This window comes from Paenibacillus chartarius, from assembly GCF_042432825.1.
Taxonomy (GTDB): Bacteria; Bacillota; Bacilli; order Paenibacillales; family NBRC-103111; genus Gordoniibacillus; species Gordoniibacillus chartarius.
This window is the reverse complement of the sequence record NZ_JBHLWN010000048.1, coordinates 21,376-39,213: the sequence shown is the minus strand read 5'-3', so window position 1 is coordinate 39,213 and position 17,838 is coordinate 21,376. Positions and strand designations below refer to the sequence as shown.

The 17,838-nt window shown below is 42.5% G+C and carries 16 protein-coding genes; 15 read left to right on the top strand and 1 reads right to left on the bottom strand.

Annotated elements, in window-relative coordinates; translation table 11 throughout:
- Positions 1–82 precede the first annotated feature (82 nt).
- The 13 genes from ACFFK0_RS12440 to ACFFK0_RS12380 are packed head-to-tail and all read left to right on the top strand — an operon-like array spanning position 83 to position 14,620.
- On the top strand, positions 83–886 hold the full coding sequence (locus ACFFK0_RS12440) for an ABC transporter permease (RefSeq protein ID WP_377470535.1): 804 nt from the start codon (positions 83–85) through the stop codon (positions 884–886).
- Positions 876–2,165: an ABC transporter ATP-binding protein gene (locus ACFFK0_RS12435; protein WP_377470534.1), complete on the top strand. Its 1,290-nt coding sequence runs from the start codon at positions 876–878 to the stop codon at positions 2,163–2,165. Before ACFFK0_RS12440 ends, ACFFK0_RS12435 begins: the two co-directional genes overlap by 11 nt.
- Complete coding sequence (locus ACFFK0_RS12430; protein WP_377470532.1) at positions 2,155–3,996, top strand: hypothetical protein; 1,842 nt, start codon at positions 2,155–2,157, stop codon at positions 3,994–3,996. Before ACFFK0_RS12435 ends, ACFFK0_RS12430 begins: the two co-directional genes overlap by 11 nt.
- Complete coding sequence (locus ACFFK0_RS12425; protein ID WP_377470531.1) at positions 3,993–4,883, top strand: glycosyltransferase family 2 protein; 891 nt, start codon at positions 3,993–3,995, stop codon at positions 4,881–4,883. Before ACFFK0_RS12430 ends, ACFFK0_RS12425 begins: the two co-directional genes overlap by 4 nt.
- Positions 4,884–4,901: 18 nt before the next feature.
- Entirely contained in the window at positions 4,902–6,893 is a 1,992-nt protein-coding gene (locus ACFFK0_RS12420) for an HAD family hydrolase (protein ID WP_377470530.1), read from the top strand.
- A 3-nt stretch (positions 6,894–6,896) separates the two neighbouring features.
- A complete protein-coding gene (locus ACFFK0_RS12415; protein WP_377470529.1) occupies positions 6,897–7,844 on the top strand; it encodes a glycosyltransferase family 2 protein in 948 nt (315 codons plus the stop codon).
- A gap of 4 nt (positions 7,845–7,848) precedes the next feature.
- Entirely contained in the window at positions 7,849–9,066 is a 1,218-nt protein-coding gene (lhgD, locus tag ACFFK0_RS12410; RefSeq protein WP_377470528.1) for an L-2-hydroxyglutarate dehydrogenase, read from the top strand.
- Complete coding sequence (gene rfbC, locus ACFFK0_RS12405) at positions 9,063–9,611, top strand: dTDP-4-dehydrorhamnose 3,5-epimerase (RefSeq protein WP_377470526.1); 549 nt, start codon at positions 9,063–9,065, stop codon at positions 9,609–9,611. Before lhgD ends, rfbC begins: the two co-directional genes overlap by 4 nt.
- A gap of 15 nt (positions 9,612–9,626) precedes the next feature.
- Positions 9,627–10,655: an NAD-dependent epimerase/dehydratase family protein gene (locus ACFFK0_RS12400; RefSeq protein WP_377470524.1), complete on the top strand. Its 1,029-nt coding sequence runs from the start codon at positions 9,627–9,629 to the stop codon at positions 10,653–10,655.
- Positions 10,656–10,668: 13 nt separating this feature from the next.
- A complete protein-coding gene (gene rfbD, locus ACFFK0_RS12395; RefSeq protein WP_377470523.1) occupies positions 10,669–11,541 on the top strand; it encodes a dTDP-4-dehydrorhamnose reductase in 873 nt (290 codons plus the stop codon).
- A gap of 13 nt (positions 11,542–11,554) precedes the next feature.
- On the top strand, positions 11,555–12,298 hold the full coding sequence (locus ACFFK0_RS12390; RefSeq protein WP_377470522.1) for a sugar phosphate nucleotidyltransferase: 744 nt from the start codon (positions 11,555–11,557) through the stop codon (positions 12,296–12,298).
- A 17-nt stretch (positions 12,299–12,315) separates the two neighbouring features.
- A complete protein-coding gene (locus tag ACFFK0_RS12385) occupies positions 12,316–13,173 on the top strand; it encodes a glycosyltransferase family 2 protein (protein WP_377470521.1) in 858 nt (285 codons plus the stop codon).
- A 31-nt stretch (positions 13,174–13,204) separates the two neighbouring features.
- Complete coding sequence (locus ACFFK0_RS12380; protein WP_377470520.1) at positions 13,205–14,620, top strand: undecaprenyl-phosphate glucose phosphotransferase; 1,416 nt, start codon at positions 13,205–13,207, stop codon at positions 14,618–14,620.
- A gap of 40 nt (positions 14,621–14,660) precedes the next feature.
- Here the strand turns inward: ACFFK0_RS12380 and ACFFK0_RS12375 are convergent, their stop codons facing one another.
- The gene (locus ACFFK0_RS12375) at positions 14,661–15,749 is read right to left on the bottom strand and encodes an acyltransferase family protein (protein WP_377470519.1); all 1,089 of its coding nucleotides are present in this window, start codon (positions 15,747–15,749) and stop codon (positions 14,661–14,663) included.
- A gap of 192 nt (positions 15,750–15,941) precedes the next feature.
- Here ACFFK0_RS12375 and ACFFK0_RS12370 point away from each other — a divergent pair, with 192 nt between their 5' ends.
- Together ACFFK0_RS12370 and ACFFK0_RS12365 are read left to right on the top strand one after the other, a co-directional pair.
- The gene (locus ACFFK0_RS12370) at positions 15,942–16,070 is read left to right on the top strand and encodes a hypothetical protein (protein ID WP_377470517.1); all 129 of its coding nucleotides are present in this window, start codon (positions 15,942–15,944) and stop codon (positions 16,068–16,070) included.
- 194 nt (positions 16,071–16,264) lie between these two features.
- Positions 16,265–17,680, top strand: a complete 1,416-nt coding sequence (locus ACFFK0_RS12365; RefSeq protein ID WP_377470516.1) for an outer membrane lipoprotein-sorting protein — start codon at positions 16,265–16,267, stop codon at positions 17,678–17,680.
- Positions 17,681–17,838: the final 158 nt, after the last annotated feature.

The window sequence follows — 17,838 nt, the reverse complement described above, 5'->3', positions numbered from 1 at the left end:
GGGAAGGCTATTCATGTTAATGGCAAGCGGCGGTTATTGATAAATACATGCTAGCTAAAAAAACTATGTGAGGAATATGGAAATGATAAAACGAAACATAGCTCTTTTTTGGAATAATCGAGAATTAATCGCTCAATTGACTAAACGAGAGATTTCAAGTAGATACAGGGGGTCATATCTAGGCATCGTATGGTCATTTATAATACCAATCGTCATGATGGTGATTTATACATTTGTTTTTAGTGTAATCTTCAAAGCTAAGTGGGAAAATCAAACCACTGGACAATTAGAATTTGCTTTACTACTATTTAGTGGTATTATCGCATATAACATTTTTTCCGAAATTGTAAGTAGGGCACCTACGTTAATATTAAACAATTCAAATTATGTAAAAAAAGTAGTGTTCCCTTTGGAAATTATTTCAATAGTTTCAGTTTTGTCTGCTTTATTTCATTTTTTAATAAATGCTGTCATTTTATTATTGAGTCTAATGTTGATTCAGCATAGCTTGCACGTTACAGTGGTTTTTTTACCTTTAGTCATTTTGCCATTGATTCTGCTATCTTTGGGATTAAGTTGGTTTTTTTCCGCCCTCGGTGTTTATATAAGGGATATCAACCACATTATTGGTTTAGCATTACAAGCACTTATGTTTTTGAGCCCAATATTTTATTCTATTAGCAGCATCCCTAATAAAGGAATTCAAACACTGTATTATTTAAATCCTATAAGTTATGTTGTTGAAGATATGAGAAAAATAATGGTTTGGGGTCAGCTTCCAGACTGGAATTTTTTCATTATTGGTCTATTCATTAGTCTCGTCATATGCCTCGGGGGCTTGATGTGGTTCAAAAAAACAAGGAAGGGGTTCGCAGATGTCCTCTGAATTGGCGATTTCAGTAAGAAACTTGTCAAAATCGTTTCATATGTTTGAAAAGCCTATTGATCGGTTAAAACAAACTTTCCTTAATAAAAATAATTATCATAAAGATTATTGGGCTCTCGATAATGTTTCTTTTGATGTGAAAAAAGGAGAAACTATCGGATTAATTGGTCGAAATGGATCTGGTAAGAGTACAATACTACAGATTATTGCCGGCATCTTAAGGCCAACATCTGGCGAAGTAGTGGTCAATGGAAGGATCGCTGCATTACTTGAACTAGGCAGCGGTTTTAATCCTGAGTTTACTGGCAGAGAGAATGTTTATCTAAACGGAAGCATTCTCGGCTTATCTAAGAAAAAAATCGACGAACGTATGGGCGAAATATTAAACTTTGCAGACATAGGAGAATTTATTGATCAGCCAGTAAAGACATATTCCAGTGGAATGTTCGTCAGACTGGCATTTTCTGTTGCGGTTCATTCAGACCCGGACATTCTAATTGTCGACGAAGCTTTATCCGTTGGCGATGCGCTTTTTCAACACAAATGCATTGTCAAAATCAAGAACATGGTTAAATCAGGGGTAACCTTGTTTTTTGTGAGCCATTCTCCTGAAGCAATTAGAAGTCTCTGTAAGACGGGAATATGGTTAGAAAATGGGAAAGTTCGCCTTATTGATGATGCGTCCAAAGTATCGAATGCCTACTTGAATGAAATTTATTTGGAACACAATAGGTTGATTTTTGATGATATAAAGCAAACTAATAACGAGGAAATCGAAACGACAACTGAGCAGATGCAAACTTTGGAACATGCCACCAATGATATTAAGAGTAATGAGGCCGTTCGTGTTGAGCATGTTATTATTCGAAATTCTGAAGGTTTACCTGTCGAGTCACTTGAACAAAGTGAGGAATTTACAATTGATATTAAAGTTACGGCATTGACTTCGATAGATAATTTCAGTATCGGGTTCCTCATTACAGATCAATATGGAATCGAGCTAACTGGCGAAAGTATATTTAACAAGTTCAGGAAGAGTATGAAAGTAAACAAGGGGCAAAGTGTCCATGTATCTTTCCGCAGCAGAATGATATTAAGAGGCGGACAATCCTATTCTGTAACACTAAGAATGGATCAAGTATCGCAATGGGATCGAAGCGACCATATTCTTCTGTATACAGATGAAACTGCCGCGGTATTTAAAGTGATTGCAGACATCGAAAGACCTATGTGGTTTAAATTTCAACAAGAATTTGAGGTTGAGGTTAATGCGACATGAGATATTACTATTCTCAGATGAAGAATCTAACCGAATTCTCAACAATGGAAACTCAAAGGTTTTGTTACTTGGAGGTTATTTAGGTTATAGTAACTTTGGCGATATTTTACAATTAAAAGGCGCTATCAAGTTTCATAAAGAAAAGACGGGTCTAGAACCGATTATTATTTGTGAATTAGAATGTATCTATGATGAAAGTTACGTCGAAAAGATCAAACGTTGGTTTGGTGTGAATGGAATTGTTTTCATTTCCAAAAACAATTATGAAGAAGCGTCTTTACCAGGTCTAACGGAAGTTATTGAATCGGATAACATTAATAATTTGCATCTATACGGTGGCGGTATTCTTAACCAAAACTGGGGGCAATTATATCTGGATATTGTATCAGGTTTGTTTGGTTATTTCGACATAAAAAGCTATGTGATTTCAGGGCAGCAGTTAGATAATAAATTTATTGATAAGCTTGTTGACCATTTCCATATATACCAACCTACAATAGTAGGAACCAGGGACCAAAACTCACTTGAGCTATTAAAAAGTAAAATAAATAGTGTAGATTTACAATACAGTTTTGACGATACAACAGAGGTTTTTCTCGATATCGCGTCTTACCATAACAATAGTTCGGATGAAAAACCTAATACTATTTTTCTTCATATGAACACATCTTCTTATACTGTTGGTTCCGAATTTAAAGCGGCCAAACAAACATTGCTCGATAATATTGGAAGAGTGATCGAGAAATATCCGACACATACCATCAAAGTGCTCCATGCATACGAGGATCAACGATTTTCAGTGAAAGACACTTTAGAGTCCATTGCTGAAATGGAAGATGATTTCCCGTTTCACGAATATGTGGTGGTCGATATAGCAAAATTGGCATTGGAATATAATGAGAATTCCAACCCCTCAAAGCAAGCTTTTAACACAATAAGAGGGGTCCTTGGATTAAGCTCTTCCTATCACACAACATTATTTTTAAACTTTCTACGTATTCCATGTTACCTCGTATCATTAAATCCTTATTATGTTCAGAAAAAAGCGGGGCTTGGCAACCCTTTATCTTTAGATGAATTTATTATTCAACCAACTATAACAGACTACAGCAAGGCAATTGAAGAGCGTAAAGCATGGATTAATAAAATTAGTGTATTATTCTACAAATCCGAAACTCAGGATAAAGTCATGATAGGCCGTAACAACAAATCTAAAACAACATTTTCATATAAAGATGATTATATAAATAAAGAAATATTGTTAAACAACCGCTGGCAAAAAGAACAAACTGATTTATGGTGGGTTTCTGCTGAAAAAAATAAACATGATTTAGAATGGCAAAAACAACAAACTCATTATTGGTGGGAAATAGCGCAAAAATCATTAGCTGATTTTCAATGGCAAAAAGAACAAACGGATCATTGGTGGCAAATAGCGCAAAAATCATTAGTTGATCTTCAATGGCAAAAAGAACAAACGGATCATTGGTGGCAAATAGCGCAAAAATCTTTAGCTGATCTTCAATGGCAACAGGAACAAACGGATTACTGGTGGAATATTGCCGAAGAACATAAAAAAGACATTGCGTGGCAAAGAGAACAAACAGATCATTGGTGGACAATTGCTCAAAGTAATAGTATGGATAGAGATTGGCAAAAAGAGCAAACGGATTATTGGTGGTCAAAATATCAAGAGGCAGCACGAGATTTGGAATGGCAAACAGAGCAAACAAGTATATGGTGGAAAAAGTATCAAGAAAGTATCAATACACCATTATTGAAAAAGGTATTTGAAAAAATATGGACAAAAAGAAAGGAAAATAAAAAATGAGTAATAAAGTTGCTGTAATTACAAGAACAAAAAACAGAAATATCTTATTAAAGAGAGCATTAGAAAGTGTAACGAGACAAACTCATGAAAATTGGGTAATGGTCATTGTCAACGATGGCGGTGAACCTAATGCGGTAAACGAATTAGTAAATAAATACAATACTGAAGGGAAAATCATTACCATTCACAATCCTGAGTCGGTTGGAATGGAGGCAGCATCCAATATTGGGATTAAGAAAGTTGAAAGTGACTATATTGTCATCCATGACGATGATGATTCATGGCATCCCACATTTCTTGAAAGAACTGTCAACCACTTGACCAATGTAGAGAAAAGTAAAAATGTTAAAGGAGTAATAACACATAGTACAAGAATTATCGAAAGAATCGAAAATGATACTGTCATAATCGATTTCAAAGAGCCTTATAACACTTGGATAAATTCAGTGACATTATACAGAATGGCAGCGGGGAACGTATTTCCTCCTATATCGTTTGTGTTTAAGAGAGAAGTTATAGATGAAATTGGGCTTTACCGTGAAGATTTACCTGTATTAGGTGACTGGGATTTCCATCTAAGATTCATCGAAAAATACAATATAGACGTGATACATGAGCAATTGGCATACTATCATCACAGGGTAACACTTCAACATGGCGATTATAGCAATTCAGTTTTTGGCGGAAATAATAAGCACCTATATTATGATACTTTCCTCAGAAACGATTATTTAAGAAAAGATTTAGAACAAAATAAAGTTGGCTTAGGGTTTTTGGTGAATATTGCAAAGAGCTTTGAAGTTGTTCATGCACAAATTTCACCATTGGAAAAAGCTGTCGAAAAAATTAAAAATAATAAACTTGTAAGAAAAATATTAAAACCCTAAAGGGGAATTGTATTCGATATGAATGAGTTTCGAAATATCAACTTAAACAAATACAAAATTGTTTCATTTGATATATTTGATACTGTTATCTTACGTTACTTTGCTGAACCAAGTGATGTATTTGAAGCATTGTCTAGGAAAGATGAAGTATTGAAGATCGTTGGGAACTTTAAGGATGTAAGAATTCAAGCGGAGTCCTCTGCAAGAAATAAAGTTTGGAACTCCAAAAAATTAACTGAAGTAACGTTAGACGAAATATATGATGAGTTGAAACTTACATTAAAAATTGATGATGAAGAAGTACAACTACTGAAACAAATGGAAATTGATTTTGAAATACATACTTGTACAAGAAATGAATATATTTATTCATTTTATCAAAAGTGCCTGCAGCAAAATGTAAGGGTTGTATTTACTTCTGACATGTATTTATCATTAGAGGTTATTAAGAATATCTTGGAATCAAATGGATATACAAGTTATGAGGAGATTTATTTATCCTCAGAATTGAAAAAAACGAAATCAACAAGTGAACTTTTTAAGCATATGATTAGCTCTACCGGCGTTTCAGCCAATGAAGTACTACATATCGGTGATAACTATCATTCTGATGTAGAGATGGCAAAAAATTGTGGAATTGATTCGATCTATTATCAAAAAACATCCGAATATTTTTCAGCAAATAATCGAACAATACCTAAAGATCTCAGCAATAATTTGGAATTTAGCATGATGTTAGGCCTTATAAATAAAAAGCTTTATGCTAATCGTTCAAATCAAGCGGCGAGTTTTTGGTATCGTTTCGGATATCAGTATGTAGGTATTCTTTATTATGGTTTTACTGAATGGCTATTTAATCATGTAAATAATAAGTTTAATAAGGTTTACTTTTTATCTCGTGATGGATATATTATGAAAAAAGCTTTTGACCTTGTAGCAAATCAAACAACAATTAAATCACATTATATGTATGCTTCAAGAAGAGCTTTAAATATTGCAGCAATAACTAAGCTTGACCAAAATACAATGGATTTTCTTAAAAGCGGAACAAGCAGATTAAAAGTTGCTGACTTTGTGAAAAGGATTGGAGTCAATCCTCAAGATGTTATAAATGAGATCCGTGAGGTTGGTTTCAATGACATCCATGATTTCATTATTACCGGAACTGATTATTATAAATTAGAACAGCTGTTTTATTATATTAACCAAAAAATTAAAAAAGTAGCAAAAGAAGAAAGAGATTTGCTTCTGAAATATTTGGAACAAATCGATTTTGTAGGAAAAGAAGACGAACATATTGCCATTGTCGACATTGGGTGGCATGGTAGTCTGCAGCTTTCGTTACAAAATTTATTGAATATAATAAGCAATAAAAATAAAATAACCGGTTTTTATTTAGGTACTTTTGAAAAAGCGAAAAATATTTCGGATAAAGGTATTAAAATTGAGTCGTATTTGTGTCATTTGGGAAAGCCGGTAGAAAATGAAAAAGCAATTAAAACGTGCGTTGAAATATTTGAATTGTTGTATTCAGCTCCGCATGGTAGTGTGATTAAATTTACAAAAAGCAATAATGGTACGATTGAGCCAGTACTGGATAAGCAAGAAAAAGATGAAAATAAAATAATGATAGTTAATGAAATTCAACAAGCAGCTCTCGATTTTGTTCAAGATTTTGTGAATTTAAAAACAAAATTGTCAATAAGCACAAATGTGACACCTGAAGTCTCTTTGGCTCAATTGAACAATCTTTTGCAGTCTCCAACTAAAGAAGAAGCTATTAAGTTAGGGGATATCGTCCATGCTGAAGGCTTTGGGGATGTTTATTCACGAAGATATATAGCAAAGCCGCCAAGTCCGCTGACAATTTTATCTCCTAAAAAATACATTCAATCTTATAAAAATGCTTTCTGGAGAGAAGGATTTGAGAGAAGACTTCCAAATTTTTATGTGAATTTAGGTAATTTAGTACGTAAGTATAAAGCTAAGAAAAATTCGAATAAAGGATAAAATATGAGAGTTGATATTTTATTATCAATATATAATGGTGAAAAATATCTTCCTGAATTGTTAAATTCATTAGAAGCCCAAACTTTCACAAATTGGAGACTTGTGGTAAGGGATGACGGATCAAATGATGCTTCATGCTTAGTGATAAAAAATTTTAAAAGCAAATATCCTGAAAAGGTTTTATTTATTGAAGAACAATCAGGATGCAATATGAAGCCTGCCAAAAGCTTCTTTTTTTTACTGAAGTATGTTGAAGCTGAATATGTTATGTTCTGTGATCAAGATGATGTGTGGTTACCTCAAAAAATTGAGTCCACAATAGAAGAAATGAAAGTTTCGGATCCAGATTTGCCTACTCTTGTTCATACAGATTTGACAGTTGTTGACGAAAAATTAAATATAATCAATGAATCATTTTGGCAATATCAAAATATCCACCCTCAAAAAAAATCATTGAATCAGCTGCTTATTCAAAATAATATTACAGGTTGTACCGCACTCATCAACCGCAAATTATTGGAGCTTGTTCGTACTTATAATGAAAATATGATTATGCACGATTGGTGGATAGGTTTAATGGCTGCCGCCTTTGGGGAAATCAAATTTATCAATAAAAGTACAATTCTATATAGACAGCATGGTAAGAATGATACAGGGGCAAAAAAATATAGCCTATTTTATTTTTTTAAACAAATGCGTAATATCAACAAATCTATAGCTTCAAACAAAAAAATTGTTAATCAAGGAAAGGCATTTATTAGCGATTATGAAGATTGTTTAACCAATGAGCAGAAGGAATTACTTAATTGCGTCTCTTCATTATTTGAAATGAACAGAATGAACAGATTGAAAGGCATGATAAAACAAAAGCTCTCTAAACATGGTCTCATCAGAACTTTAGGCTTTTATTGTATTATGATGCTGTCTCCAAAAATTAGACCCCTTCGGTGATAACATGATGAATGAAAATAAATACGATTATTTAATTGTTGGAGCTGGGGTTATTTCTCTGACAATTGCGCGAGAATTAATCAGTAGGAAGCATTTCTGTAAAATTGCCATTCTCGAAAAAGAATCCGACATAGCGCAACATTCCAGCGGACGGAACAGCGGTGTTCTGCACGCTGGTTTTTATTACACGGCGGATAGCTTGAAGGCAAAGTTTACTCGGGACGGTAATTTTGCCATGCGCAAATATTGTGAAGAGCATGGCATTAGGATCAATTACTGTGGCAAAGTGATTGTGGCCACTGACGAACAGGAGCTTCAAGGTTTAGAGGAGCTGAAGCGCCGCGGCGATCGCAATGGTGTTGAGCTGCATTGGAAAACGGAAGATGAACTCGCCATAATTGATCCTAACGTGAAGACATACGAGAAAGCGCTGTATTCCCCTAATACAGCATCGGTGGACCCTGTGGAGGTTTGCAAGGCTTTTCGCGATGAGATTGCCCAGCAGGGCGTCAAGATTTTTTACAATACTCAATATTTGAAACATAACGGAAACGAAATTCATACGAATAATGGCACGTTCACCTGTGACTATTTCATCAACGCTGCTGGCCTTTATGCCGATCAAATTGCACACCAATTCGGTTATGGCAAGAAATATACCATCATTCCGTTCAAAGGAATTTATCTTAAATATGCAAAGAATAAGACCGATATAATAACTAATATTTATCCTGTGCCGAATTTGAAAAATCCATTCCTCGGCGTTCATTTTACCAAAACCGTCGATAACAGCATCAAGATCGGTCCGACAGCGATTCCTGCATTCTGGAGGGAGAATTACCAGGGCTTCCAGCGCTTTAAACTTAACGAGTTTGTCCAAATCTTGTATTACGAATCCAAGCTATTCTTGCGCAACTCGTTTAATTTCCGCAGCTTGGCCTTCGAGGAAATGAAAAAGTATAGCAAGTCCGTGTTTATTGGGTTATCATTAAAAATGGTGAAACAACTCGATAAGGATGGATTTGGACAATTTTTGCGGCCGGGTATACGCGCACAACTGCTGAATAAAGAAACGCTTGAACTGGTGCAGGATTTCGTGCTGGAAGGCGATAATAGATCGATGCACGTGCTGAACGCGGTATCTCCGGCGTTTACTTGTTCGATACCGTTCGCGAAATATGTCGTCGATCACATTGAAGAGAAACGGGGTTTACCGAATTGAAGCTGACTGAGACGAAACTAAAGGATGTCTTTATCATTGAACCGCAGGCATTCGGTGATCACCGCGGATTTTTCATGGAGAGCTATAACAAAGAGAAATTTGCAGCACTGGGATTGCATTATGACTTTGTGCAGGACAACCAGTCTCTTTCGGTTGAACCAGGCACGATCAGAGGGCTGCATTACCAGCTGAATCCGAAGGCGCAAACTAAAGTGGTACGGGTGCTTACCGGTGCGATTTACGACGTAGTCGTTGATATTCGCAGGAGCTCCGCAACTTTCGGACAATGGATCGGCGTTATATTGAGTGAAGATAACAAACGACAGCTTCTTGTGCCTAAGGGGTTTGCTCACGGAGTTTGTACTCTTGTGCCTAATACGCAAATTTTATATAAGGTTGACGAGTATTATTCTCCTGAGAATGATAGAGGAATATTATGGAATGACCCGGACCTTGGCATTGAATGGCCGACCGCCAAACCGATTTTGTCCGATAAAGATATGAAGCAGCCTCGTCTGAAGGATGCGGAAATTAATTTTGAGTAGAGGCGGGATATCAATATGACACAAACTGTGCTTGTAACCGGTGCAGGGGGCTATATTGGCAGTGTGCTTGTTCCCAAGTTGCTTCAGCAAGGCTATAAAGTTAAGGCGCTAGATCGATTCTTTTTCGGTGAAGATAAGCTTGAGTCGCACGAAAATCTTACGATTATCAAAGAAGATTCACGGCGCATTCGGGAAGAACTGTTCGCGGGTGTCGATGCAGTGATCGACTTGGTTGCAATTTCCAACGATCCAAGCGGGGAGCTGTTCCAGGAAGCAACGTACCAGATCAATCATATTGCTCGTGTCACAACGGCTCATATGGCGAAGAAGTGCGGTGTACGCCGATACATTTTGCCTTCCTCCTGCAGCATCTACGGCTTCGTAGACAAAAGTGTGACGGTTGATGAAGAGTCGCCTACGAATCCGCTGACGACGTATGCGAAAGCAAACGAGAAAGCAGAACAGGGTATTCTTCCTCTTGTAGATAACAACTTCACGGTTGTCGTTATGCGGCAAGCAACGATTTATGGTTATTCGCCGCGGATGCGGTTCGATTTGGCGATCAATGGGATGACGCTCGGTGCTTGGAAGAATGGCGTTATTCCACTGATGCGCGACGGAACGCAGTGGCGGCCTATGCTGCATGTGCAAGACACAACGGATGTAATGCTGAAGCTGCTGACGGCCGATCATGATGTGATTAACGGTCAGATATTTAACGTCGGCTCGGACAAAAATAATTACCAGCTAGGGCCACTCGCAGATGAGATCGCCGCAGCACTCCCGATCGATGTCAAGATCGAATGGTATGGAGATCCCGATCATCGTTCCTATCGCGTCAGTTTTGACAAGATTGAGCGGGCGTTAGGCTGGAAGGCCAAGTGGACGGCCGCGGACGGAGCGCTTGAGATTTACGATGCTCTAGTCTCTGGTCAGCTGGATTCTCTGGAACAGACGATTACCTTGAAGTGGTACAATGACCTTATCAAATGGCATCGCATAATTAAAGAGGTTGAGAAGTACGGCGGTATTATAGAAATTTAAAAGGATGATTCCTTTGAAGCGAATCTTATTGTTAGGTGCGGGCGGCCAATTGGGCCAGGATTTGCAGGAAGTGTTTCTGACCGACTTGGGATATGAAGTCGTACCCGTAGGGCGGGAGGAGCTTGATATGGAACGGCCCGAGATGGTGGGGCATTTCCTGAAGCAGCAGTCATTCGATGTGCTGATCAACTGCAGTTCGTACCACCGTACCGATGAATGTGAAGATTATCCGCTCAAGTCGTTCACGGTGAATTCCATTGCCGTAGCTGAGCTTGCAAAAGCATGCAATAGGCAAGGAAGGCTCTTGTTCCATGTAAGTACGGACTATGTTTTCTCTGGCCAAAAGGATGAACCGTATCTTGAGGCGGACGCTACCGGCGCCTTGAACATCTACGGCATATCGAAAGCTGCGGGAGAGCAAGCTGTTGCAGCATATCACGACAAATATTTCATATTCCGGGTGTCTTCTTTGTTTGGCAAGGCGGGAGCAAGCGGAAAAGGCGGCAATTTTGTTGAAACGATGATCCGCATCGCTCAAGAGGGGAAGCCGATCAGTGTAGTTGCGGACCAAATCATGAGCCCGACGCATACACTGGATATTGCCCGGGCTATGAAGGCGTTTCTCGATCAAGACGTACAGGCCTATGGAACATATCATTGCTGCTCGACAGGCTCCTGCAGTTGGTATGAGTTCGCGGTAGAGATTTTGCGTCAAGCCGGCATTCCCGCGGAGGTCTCTCCCGTACCAGCCGCCAATTATGTAACGAAAGCAAAACGGCCTGCTTACAGTGTACTGAATAACGAGAAGCTGCAAGCGGTATTCAAAATGCCTAAGTGGAAAACGGCTCTCACGGAATATTTAACCCGTAAGGAGTACTTGCGATAAAGGGGTATGCAGCGTGAAAGGGATCATATTATCAGGCGGTACCGGTTCCAGACTGTATCCGTTGACGAAGGTAACGAATAAGCATTTGCTCCCGGTCGGAAAGTATCCGATGATTTTTCACGCCATCTATAAGATGCTGCAAGCGGATATTCAGGATATTCTGATCGTCACCGGCAAGGAGCACATGGGAGATGTCGTTAATTTGCTGGGAAGCGGGCACGAGTTTGGCGTTACATTCACCTATAAGGTTCAGGATCAAGCCGGGGGGATTGCTCAGGCGCTGGGGCTTGCCGAACATTTTGTCGGTGACGATTCTTGTGTGGTTATTCTTGGAGACAACGTGTTTGAAGATGATATCTCGCCCTACGTAAGCAACTTTAAGGAGCAGGGCCGCGGCGCCAAAATTTTAATTAAGGACGTACATGATCCGGAGAGATACGGTGTTCCGGAGCTGGCTGGCGACCGCATCGTATCGATCGAGGAAAAGCCGAAGCAGCCTAAGAGTACTTATGCGGTTACGGGTATTTACATGTTTGACTCCCAAGTGTTCGATATCATCAAGACACTTAGACCCTCGGCTCGAGGCGAATTGGAGATTACAGACGTTAACAACACTTATATTGAGCGCGGTGAGCTTAGCTTTGACCGTTTGAAGAGCTGGTGGACGGATGCGGGTACACACGCCTCTTTCCTTCGGGCTAACGAACTGGCAAAAGATTTGTACTTTGGAGAAGGCTTCGGCAAGCTCAAGCTATAGATTCGGTGGTGGCGGAAGTGGATTTGAGCATTCTTGTCGTAAACTACAATACTCGGGAACTGACACTGCAGGCGTTGAGATCTGTATATGCCTCAAAGACATCTTATTCTTATGAGGTCATATTAATAGATAACGCCTCTCGTGACGATTCCGTCGAGAAAATCGCCGCGGAGTTCCCTCAAGTCGTACTCATCGCCAATACCGAGAATGTCGGCTTCGCTCGGGCGAACAATCAGGGCATGCGGATTGCGAAGGGGCGGTATGTGCTCCTTCTGAACTCCGACACGGAAATACAAACGGATACGCTGCAGATTATGCTGGATTTTATGGAGAACCATCCGAAGGTTGGCGCAAGCGGTTGTAAGGTGATTTTGCCTGATGGTTCGTTGGATAAGGCGTGCAAGCGTGGATTTCCTACGCCGTCGGCTTCATTTTACTATGCGTTCGGCTTCTCCAAACTTTTTCCGAAGGTTCCGAAGTTTAATCAATATCAGCTTGGGTATTTGAGTCCTGACGAAGAATATCCTGTAGATGTGCTGGTCGGTGCTTTCATGCTCGTTCGGGCGGAGACGATTCGGCAGGTCGGCATGATGGACGAGGACTTCTGGATGTATGGTGACGATATCGACTGGTGTTACCGCTTTAAGAGAGCGGGCTGGGAGGTTTATTACTACCCGCGTACGACGATTCTGCATCACAAACGCGCCAGCTGGCGCAGCAAACCAACGAAGATGATTTACGAGTTTCATCGAGCGATGTATATGTTCCATAAAAAACATTACTGGAAAAAATACCCAACTATCGTCAATTGGGCAGTCGTGGCGGGGATCGCCGTTAAATTCTCGTTTGAGTGGCTAAAGGCAAGACTGCTTTAATAATATAGGATCACTGAGGGGGGAGATCAGTTTGATCCGGCAAAGCCAAAGCTTTTTATCGCAATTGTACGCATTTATCGATTTCATCTGTATCGAGCTTGCTTTCCTGCTGTCATGGTGGTTGAAGTTTGATAGCGGCCTGATCTACTATGAAACACCTCTTCCCTTCAAGCATTACTTGCTTTGGAGTGTTATTTATGGCGGGATAAGTATTTTTCTAGGCTTCTCGGTTAACTTCTATCAGGGTAAGCGGAAGAAGTCCTTTGCTTTTGAAGTACTGCGCCTGGTACAAATCCATATCGTATCTTTGCTGCTGCTTATTAGCGTTCTGTATGTGTTTAAAGAGCTTGACGTTTCTCGTTCGTATTTGATTTTGTTTTTGGTCAATAGCTTGCTGTTCACGACCTTTTACCGTTTTCTAATGAAGTCGTCTTTGCGGCGGATTCGTCAGAAGGGCTACAACAAACAATTCGTGCTCATTCTCGGAGCGGGTACGCTTGGTCAGCGGTTTGCGAATAACTTGCTGCACCATCCGGAGCTTGGCTTTGAGATTGTCGGTTTTCTGGACGACGAAGACTCGCGGCAGGTCGTAGGGCTACAGAGCGGCGAAGAGAAAACGATCTTGGGGAAGATAGACGACTTAGACAATATCCTGGAGCGTCATATCGTCGACGAGGTCATCATTGCGCTGCCCCTGGATGCTCATCGCAAATACGGTCAAATCATTAACGTGTGTGAGAAGGCCGGTGTGAAGACGCTCATCATTCCCGATTTCTTCGACTACTTGCCCTCCCGCCCCTACTTCGATAATTTTGCCGGAATGCCGTTAATTAATGTACGGGACATTCCGCTCGATGAATTCCGGAACCGCTTCTTCAAACGACTGTTCGACATTACATTTTCTCTTGCCGCGATTTTCGTGACGTTACCGGTGATGGTGGCGACAGCGATCGCGATTAAGGTGACATCTCCGGAAGGGCCGGTCATTTTTAAACAGGAGCGCGTGGGGCTTAACCGAAGAACCTTCATGATGTATAAGTTCCGGACGATGAAGGTGATGCCGGCGGGAATGTCGGATACGCAGTGGACGGTCGAGAACGACCCGCGGCGCACGAAGCTCGGGGCATTCCTGCGCAAGACGAGTCTCGATGAGCTGCCGCAATTTTTCAATGTACTGTTCGGACATATGAGCGTAGTTGGGCCGAGGCCGGAGCGTCCGTATTTCGTCGAGCAGTTTAAAGAAGAAATTCCGAAGTACATGGTGAAGCATCATATCCGGCCGGGGATTACCGGTTGGGCGCAAAGCAACGGACTTCGCGGGGATACCTCCATCGAGGAACGGATTCGGTATGATTTATTTTATATTGAAAATTGGAGCTTCTTGTTCGATATTAAGATTATTTGGAAAACAATTGTGAACGGATTTGGGAATCGGAATGCGTACTAAGACCCTGACTGCCAGCGAAATGGCGGCCAGGGTTTTTGCATTAATGGGAATGGGCTTTGCGGGGTGTGGGCAGGAGTGTTCGGAGACTAGTCATCAAGGGCTTCTCCACCCACAGGTGCAGCTGGTAGCTGATGAACAAGGCAGCAATTAGGATTATAAGGTTAACCCAGAGAGGCGAAACCCCCTGAGTCAGGTTCAAACCATGAGCCAGCTTCATGAGCACGGAGATACTGAGCAGGTGGGTAAGCAGGATCGTGTAGGAAGCATCCCCTAGTCGGCTCAACAGGATAGTCCAGCGTGGCAACGGGCCTGAGGCAAAGGATCCGGTCGCGAGGCCGATCAGCACACAGAGAGACGGCGGCAAATACCATAAATATTGGGACACCGAAATGATACCAAAGTGCTTTAAAATCCAGAGGAGCGGGAAGCCGATCAGTCCGGACCATAGAAGTGATGAGGGACTATTCATTGCATCGCCCCTTCGTTGGGAGCGCTTTAGCCAATAGGCGGCGGCACAGCCAGCAAGCAGTTCCAGATTGGTACTGTCGAACAGAAAGTTCAAGTAGAAATGCTGCCGGATCACGGGTCCAATCACCGGAAGCTGCAGCGCGTTCGCGACAATAACACATACCCAGATGGAAAGGAGCAGTGTGGCTGAACGGCGATTAATGGCCATTAGCAAAGCAAATACGCCATAGAATAAGACAAAGTAACTGAGCGACCAAGCGACGCCCAGAATCGGACCGTGCTCTTGAGGAATAAGCAGCAATGATTTGAAGATCGCATCCGGCTGCGTTTCGAAGCCCAGCTCATATCCGGGTATCAAGAAGTAGACCGGTATGACGAGCAAGGTGAGCAGTCCATGCAAAGGATAAATTCGAAGCAAACGATTGGCGGTGTAGGATCGAATATCCATTCGGCTGCCGATGCGATCGCCATAAATCCAATACATGAGAAATCCGGTCAGGACGAAAAAATAATCCACTCCACCCGAGCGATCCAACCCGTTCAAGCCGAATAAATTATAGTGAAAGTATTTGTAAGACATGGAGGACAGGTGGAACAGAAGGACGACGCAAGCGGCTGCGCCACGGGAAGCTTGCAGCATTATTTGATTGTTGCGAGACAAGGGTTATCGCTCCTCTTTCATGGTATAATCGAGCATAATCGGCCTTATCATCGCATACGAATATGAAAATCTCCTGACTTGAAGCTGAAGCGAGTCTGAAAAACTCCTGAAAAGTTCCTGAAGAGTCGTTGAATAATTCTCATTACTCGGACCCATACTGGAACTAGCAGATAATGCGAGGAGGTTTGGCCCATGCGTGAAAATGAAGACGCTTACGGTGACGACCAAATGGCGGTAGGACGCGGCGTTGTGTTCGGTGTGATTTTCGGTACGGTGCTGTGGGGGATCATTATTGCGGCAGTTGCGTTCTTTTTGAAATAATGAATTGGGACTTGGAAAGAAGCGGTGGTGCATAGAGATCCATACGCTTCTTTTTTCTTTGCCGGAAATTAGGCGAAGGAAAAATGGGGGACCTCGTTGTTTTGTCGTACAACCCGGGGCTAGTCTGCATAATCGGCCAAGTCCCCTCATAGGTATGGTATCAGTTGATATCATTTTGGTGAGGGGATGAGGAAATGCGCCGGATCAGCTTGGTGCTTGCGGCAATCATGGTGGTAACGTTAGTGCTGGCCGCGTGCGGAGGCAAGAAGGACGCCGCTGCGGTGGTCAAGGAATTGGATCAGGTCGTCGGAAAATTGGACAGCTATCAAGGGACAGGCCGTATGACGCTCCACACGGGTCAGCAGCCGCAGGAGTACGCGGTGGAGGTGTGGTATCAGCAGCCGAGCTTTTACCGCATTAAGCTGACGAATGAGAAGCAGGACATTACGCAAATTGTGCTTCGTAACAATGACGGGGTGTTCGTGCTGACGCCGCATTTGAATAAGAGCTTCCGCTTCCAGAGCAACTGGCCGGAAAACCAAGGTCAGGTGTATTTGTACCAGTCGCTGGCCGACAGCATACTGGCAGACAAGGAACGGCAGTTCACGGAGGATAACGGGGCTTATGTGTTTGACGTCGCCGCGAACTATCAGAACAGTGCGCTGGTGCGGCAGAAGATTTGGCTGGACCAGAAAAATCTCGCTCCGAAGCAGGTCAAGGTATCGGATGCGAATGCGAATGTGCTGGTCGAAGTGGAGTTCTCGAACTTTGAGTTCAGTAAGAAGTTTGACAGTGATTCGTTCGACATGCAGCGCAATATGACGAGCATGACGCTGCCGGGCACGATGCCGACGGCGAAGCAGGAGACGCAGGGCGCGGCGAAGGCCGGTGACAGCCAAACAGCCGCAGGTACAGGTGGCGGTGCGGCGGATGCCGGGAAGTCTGCGGCAGGTTCACATGACACGGCGGCCACGGGTAAGTCGGGCAGCGCGAGCAGTACTGCGGCAGGTGCGAGCCAGACGGCTGCCCCAGGTGCAACGGACAAAGGCGGCACAGCTACGGGAACGAGCACTGGGACGACAGTGACGCAAAGTACTACCGGTACAGCGGCACAGGGCACGGCGCAGGGTACGACGCCGGCGGCCGGCGCAGGGGCGGCAGACAAGGGCACTGTGACAGGTACTGCAGCAGGTGCAAGCGGCACAGCTGCAGGCACGGGCTCCGGCACAGCAGCCGCAAACGGCCAGCAGCAGGCAGCGGAGGCTAAAGAGCTGGACTTCGGCATCATTACGCCGACCCATACGCCGGCTGGCGTGAAGCAGCAGCAAATTTCGCAAATTACGGTCGGTCAAGAGAAGGCGCTTCTGCTCCGTTACTCGGGCAAGTACAACTACACGCTGATGGAGCTGAAGCCGGAGGCGCGTGAGACGTATCTCGTGCCTGGAGATATCGTCGACCTTGGCTATACGATCGCGGTACTGTCCGGCGAACAGAAGAAGACGCTGATCTGGACGCATGACGGCGTGGAGTACCGCTTGTCGTCGGCGGATCTGCCGGATGACGAAATGTTCAAGATCGCTCAATCCGTGCAAGGTCAATTAGGTAAGTAACCTGCTTTCAAGCGAGCAAGCCCGCGTCTCCCGGAGATGCGGGCTTGTTCGCTTCCAAACGGGCACTCCTGCCAACAAGGGCTGGAGACGCCATGTTCCGCAGAGATATACGCCGCTTACCCCAACAGCTGGTAAAATCGATGCATTGACAGGGCGAC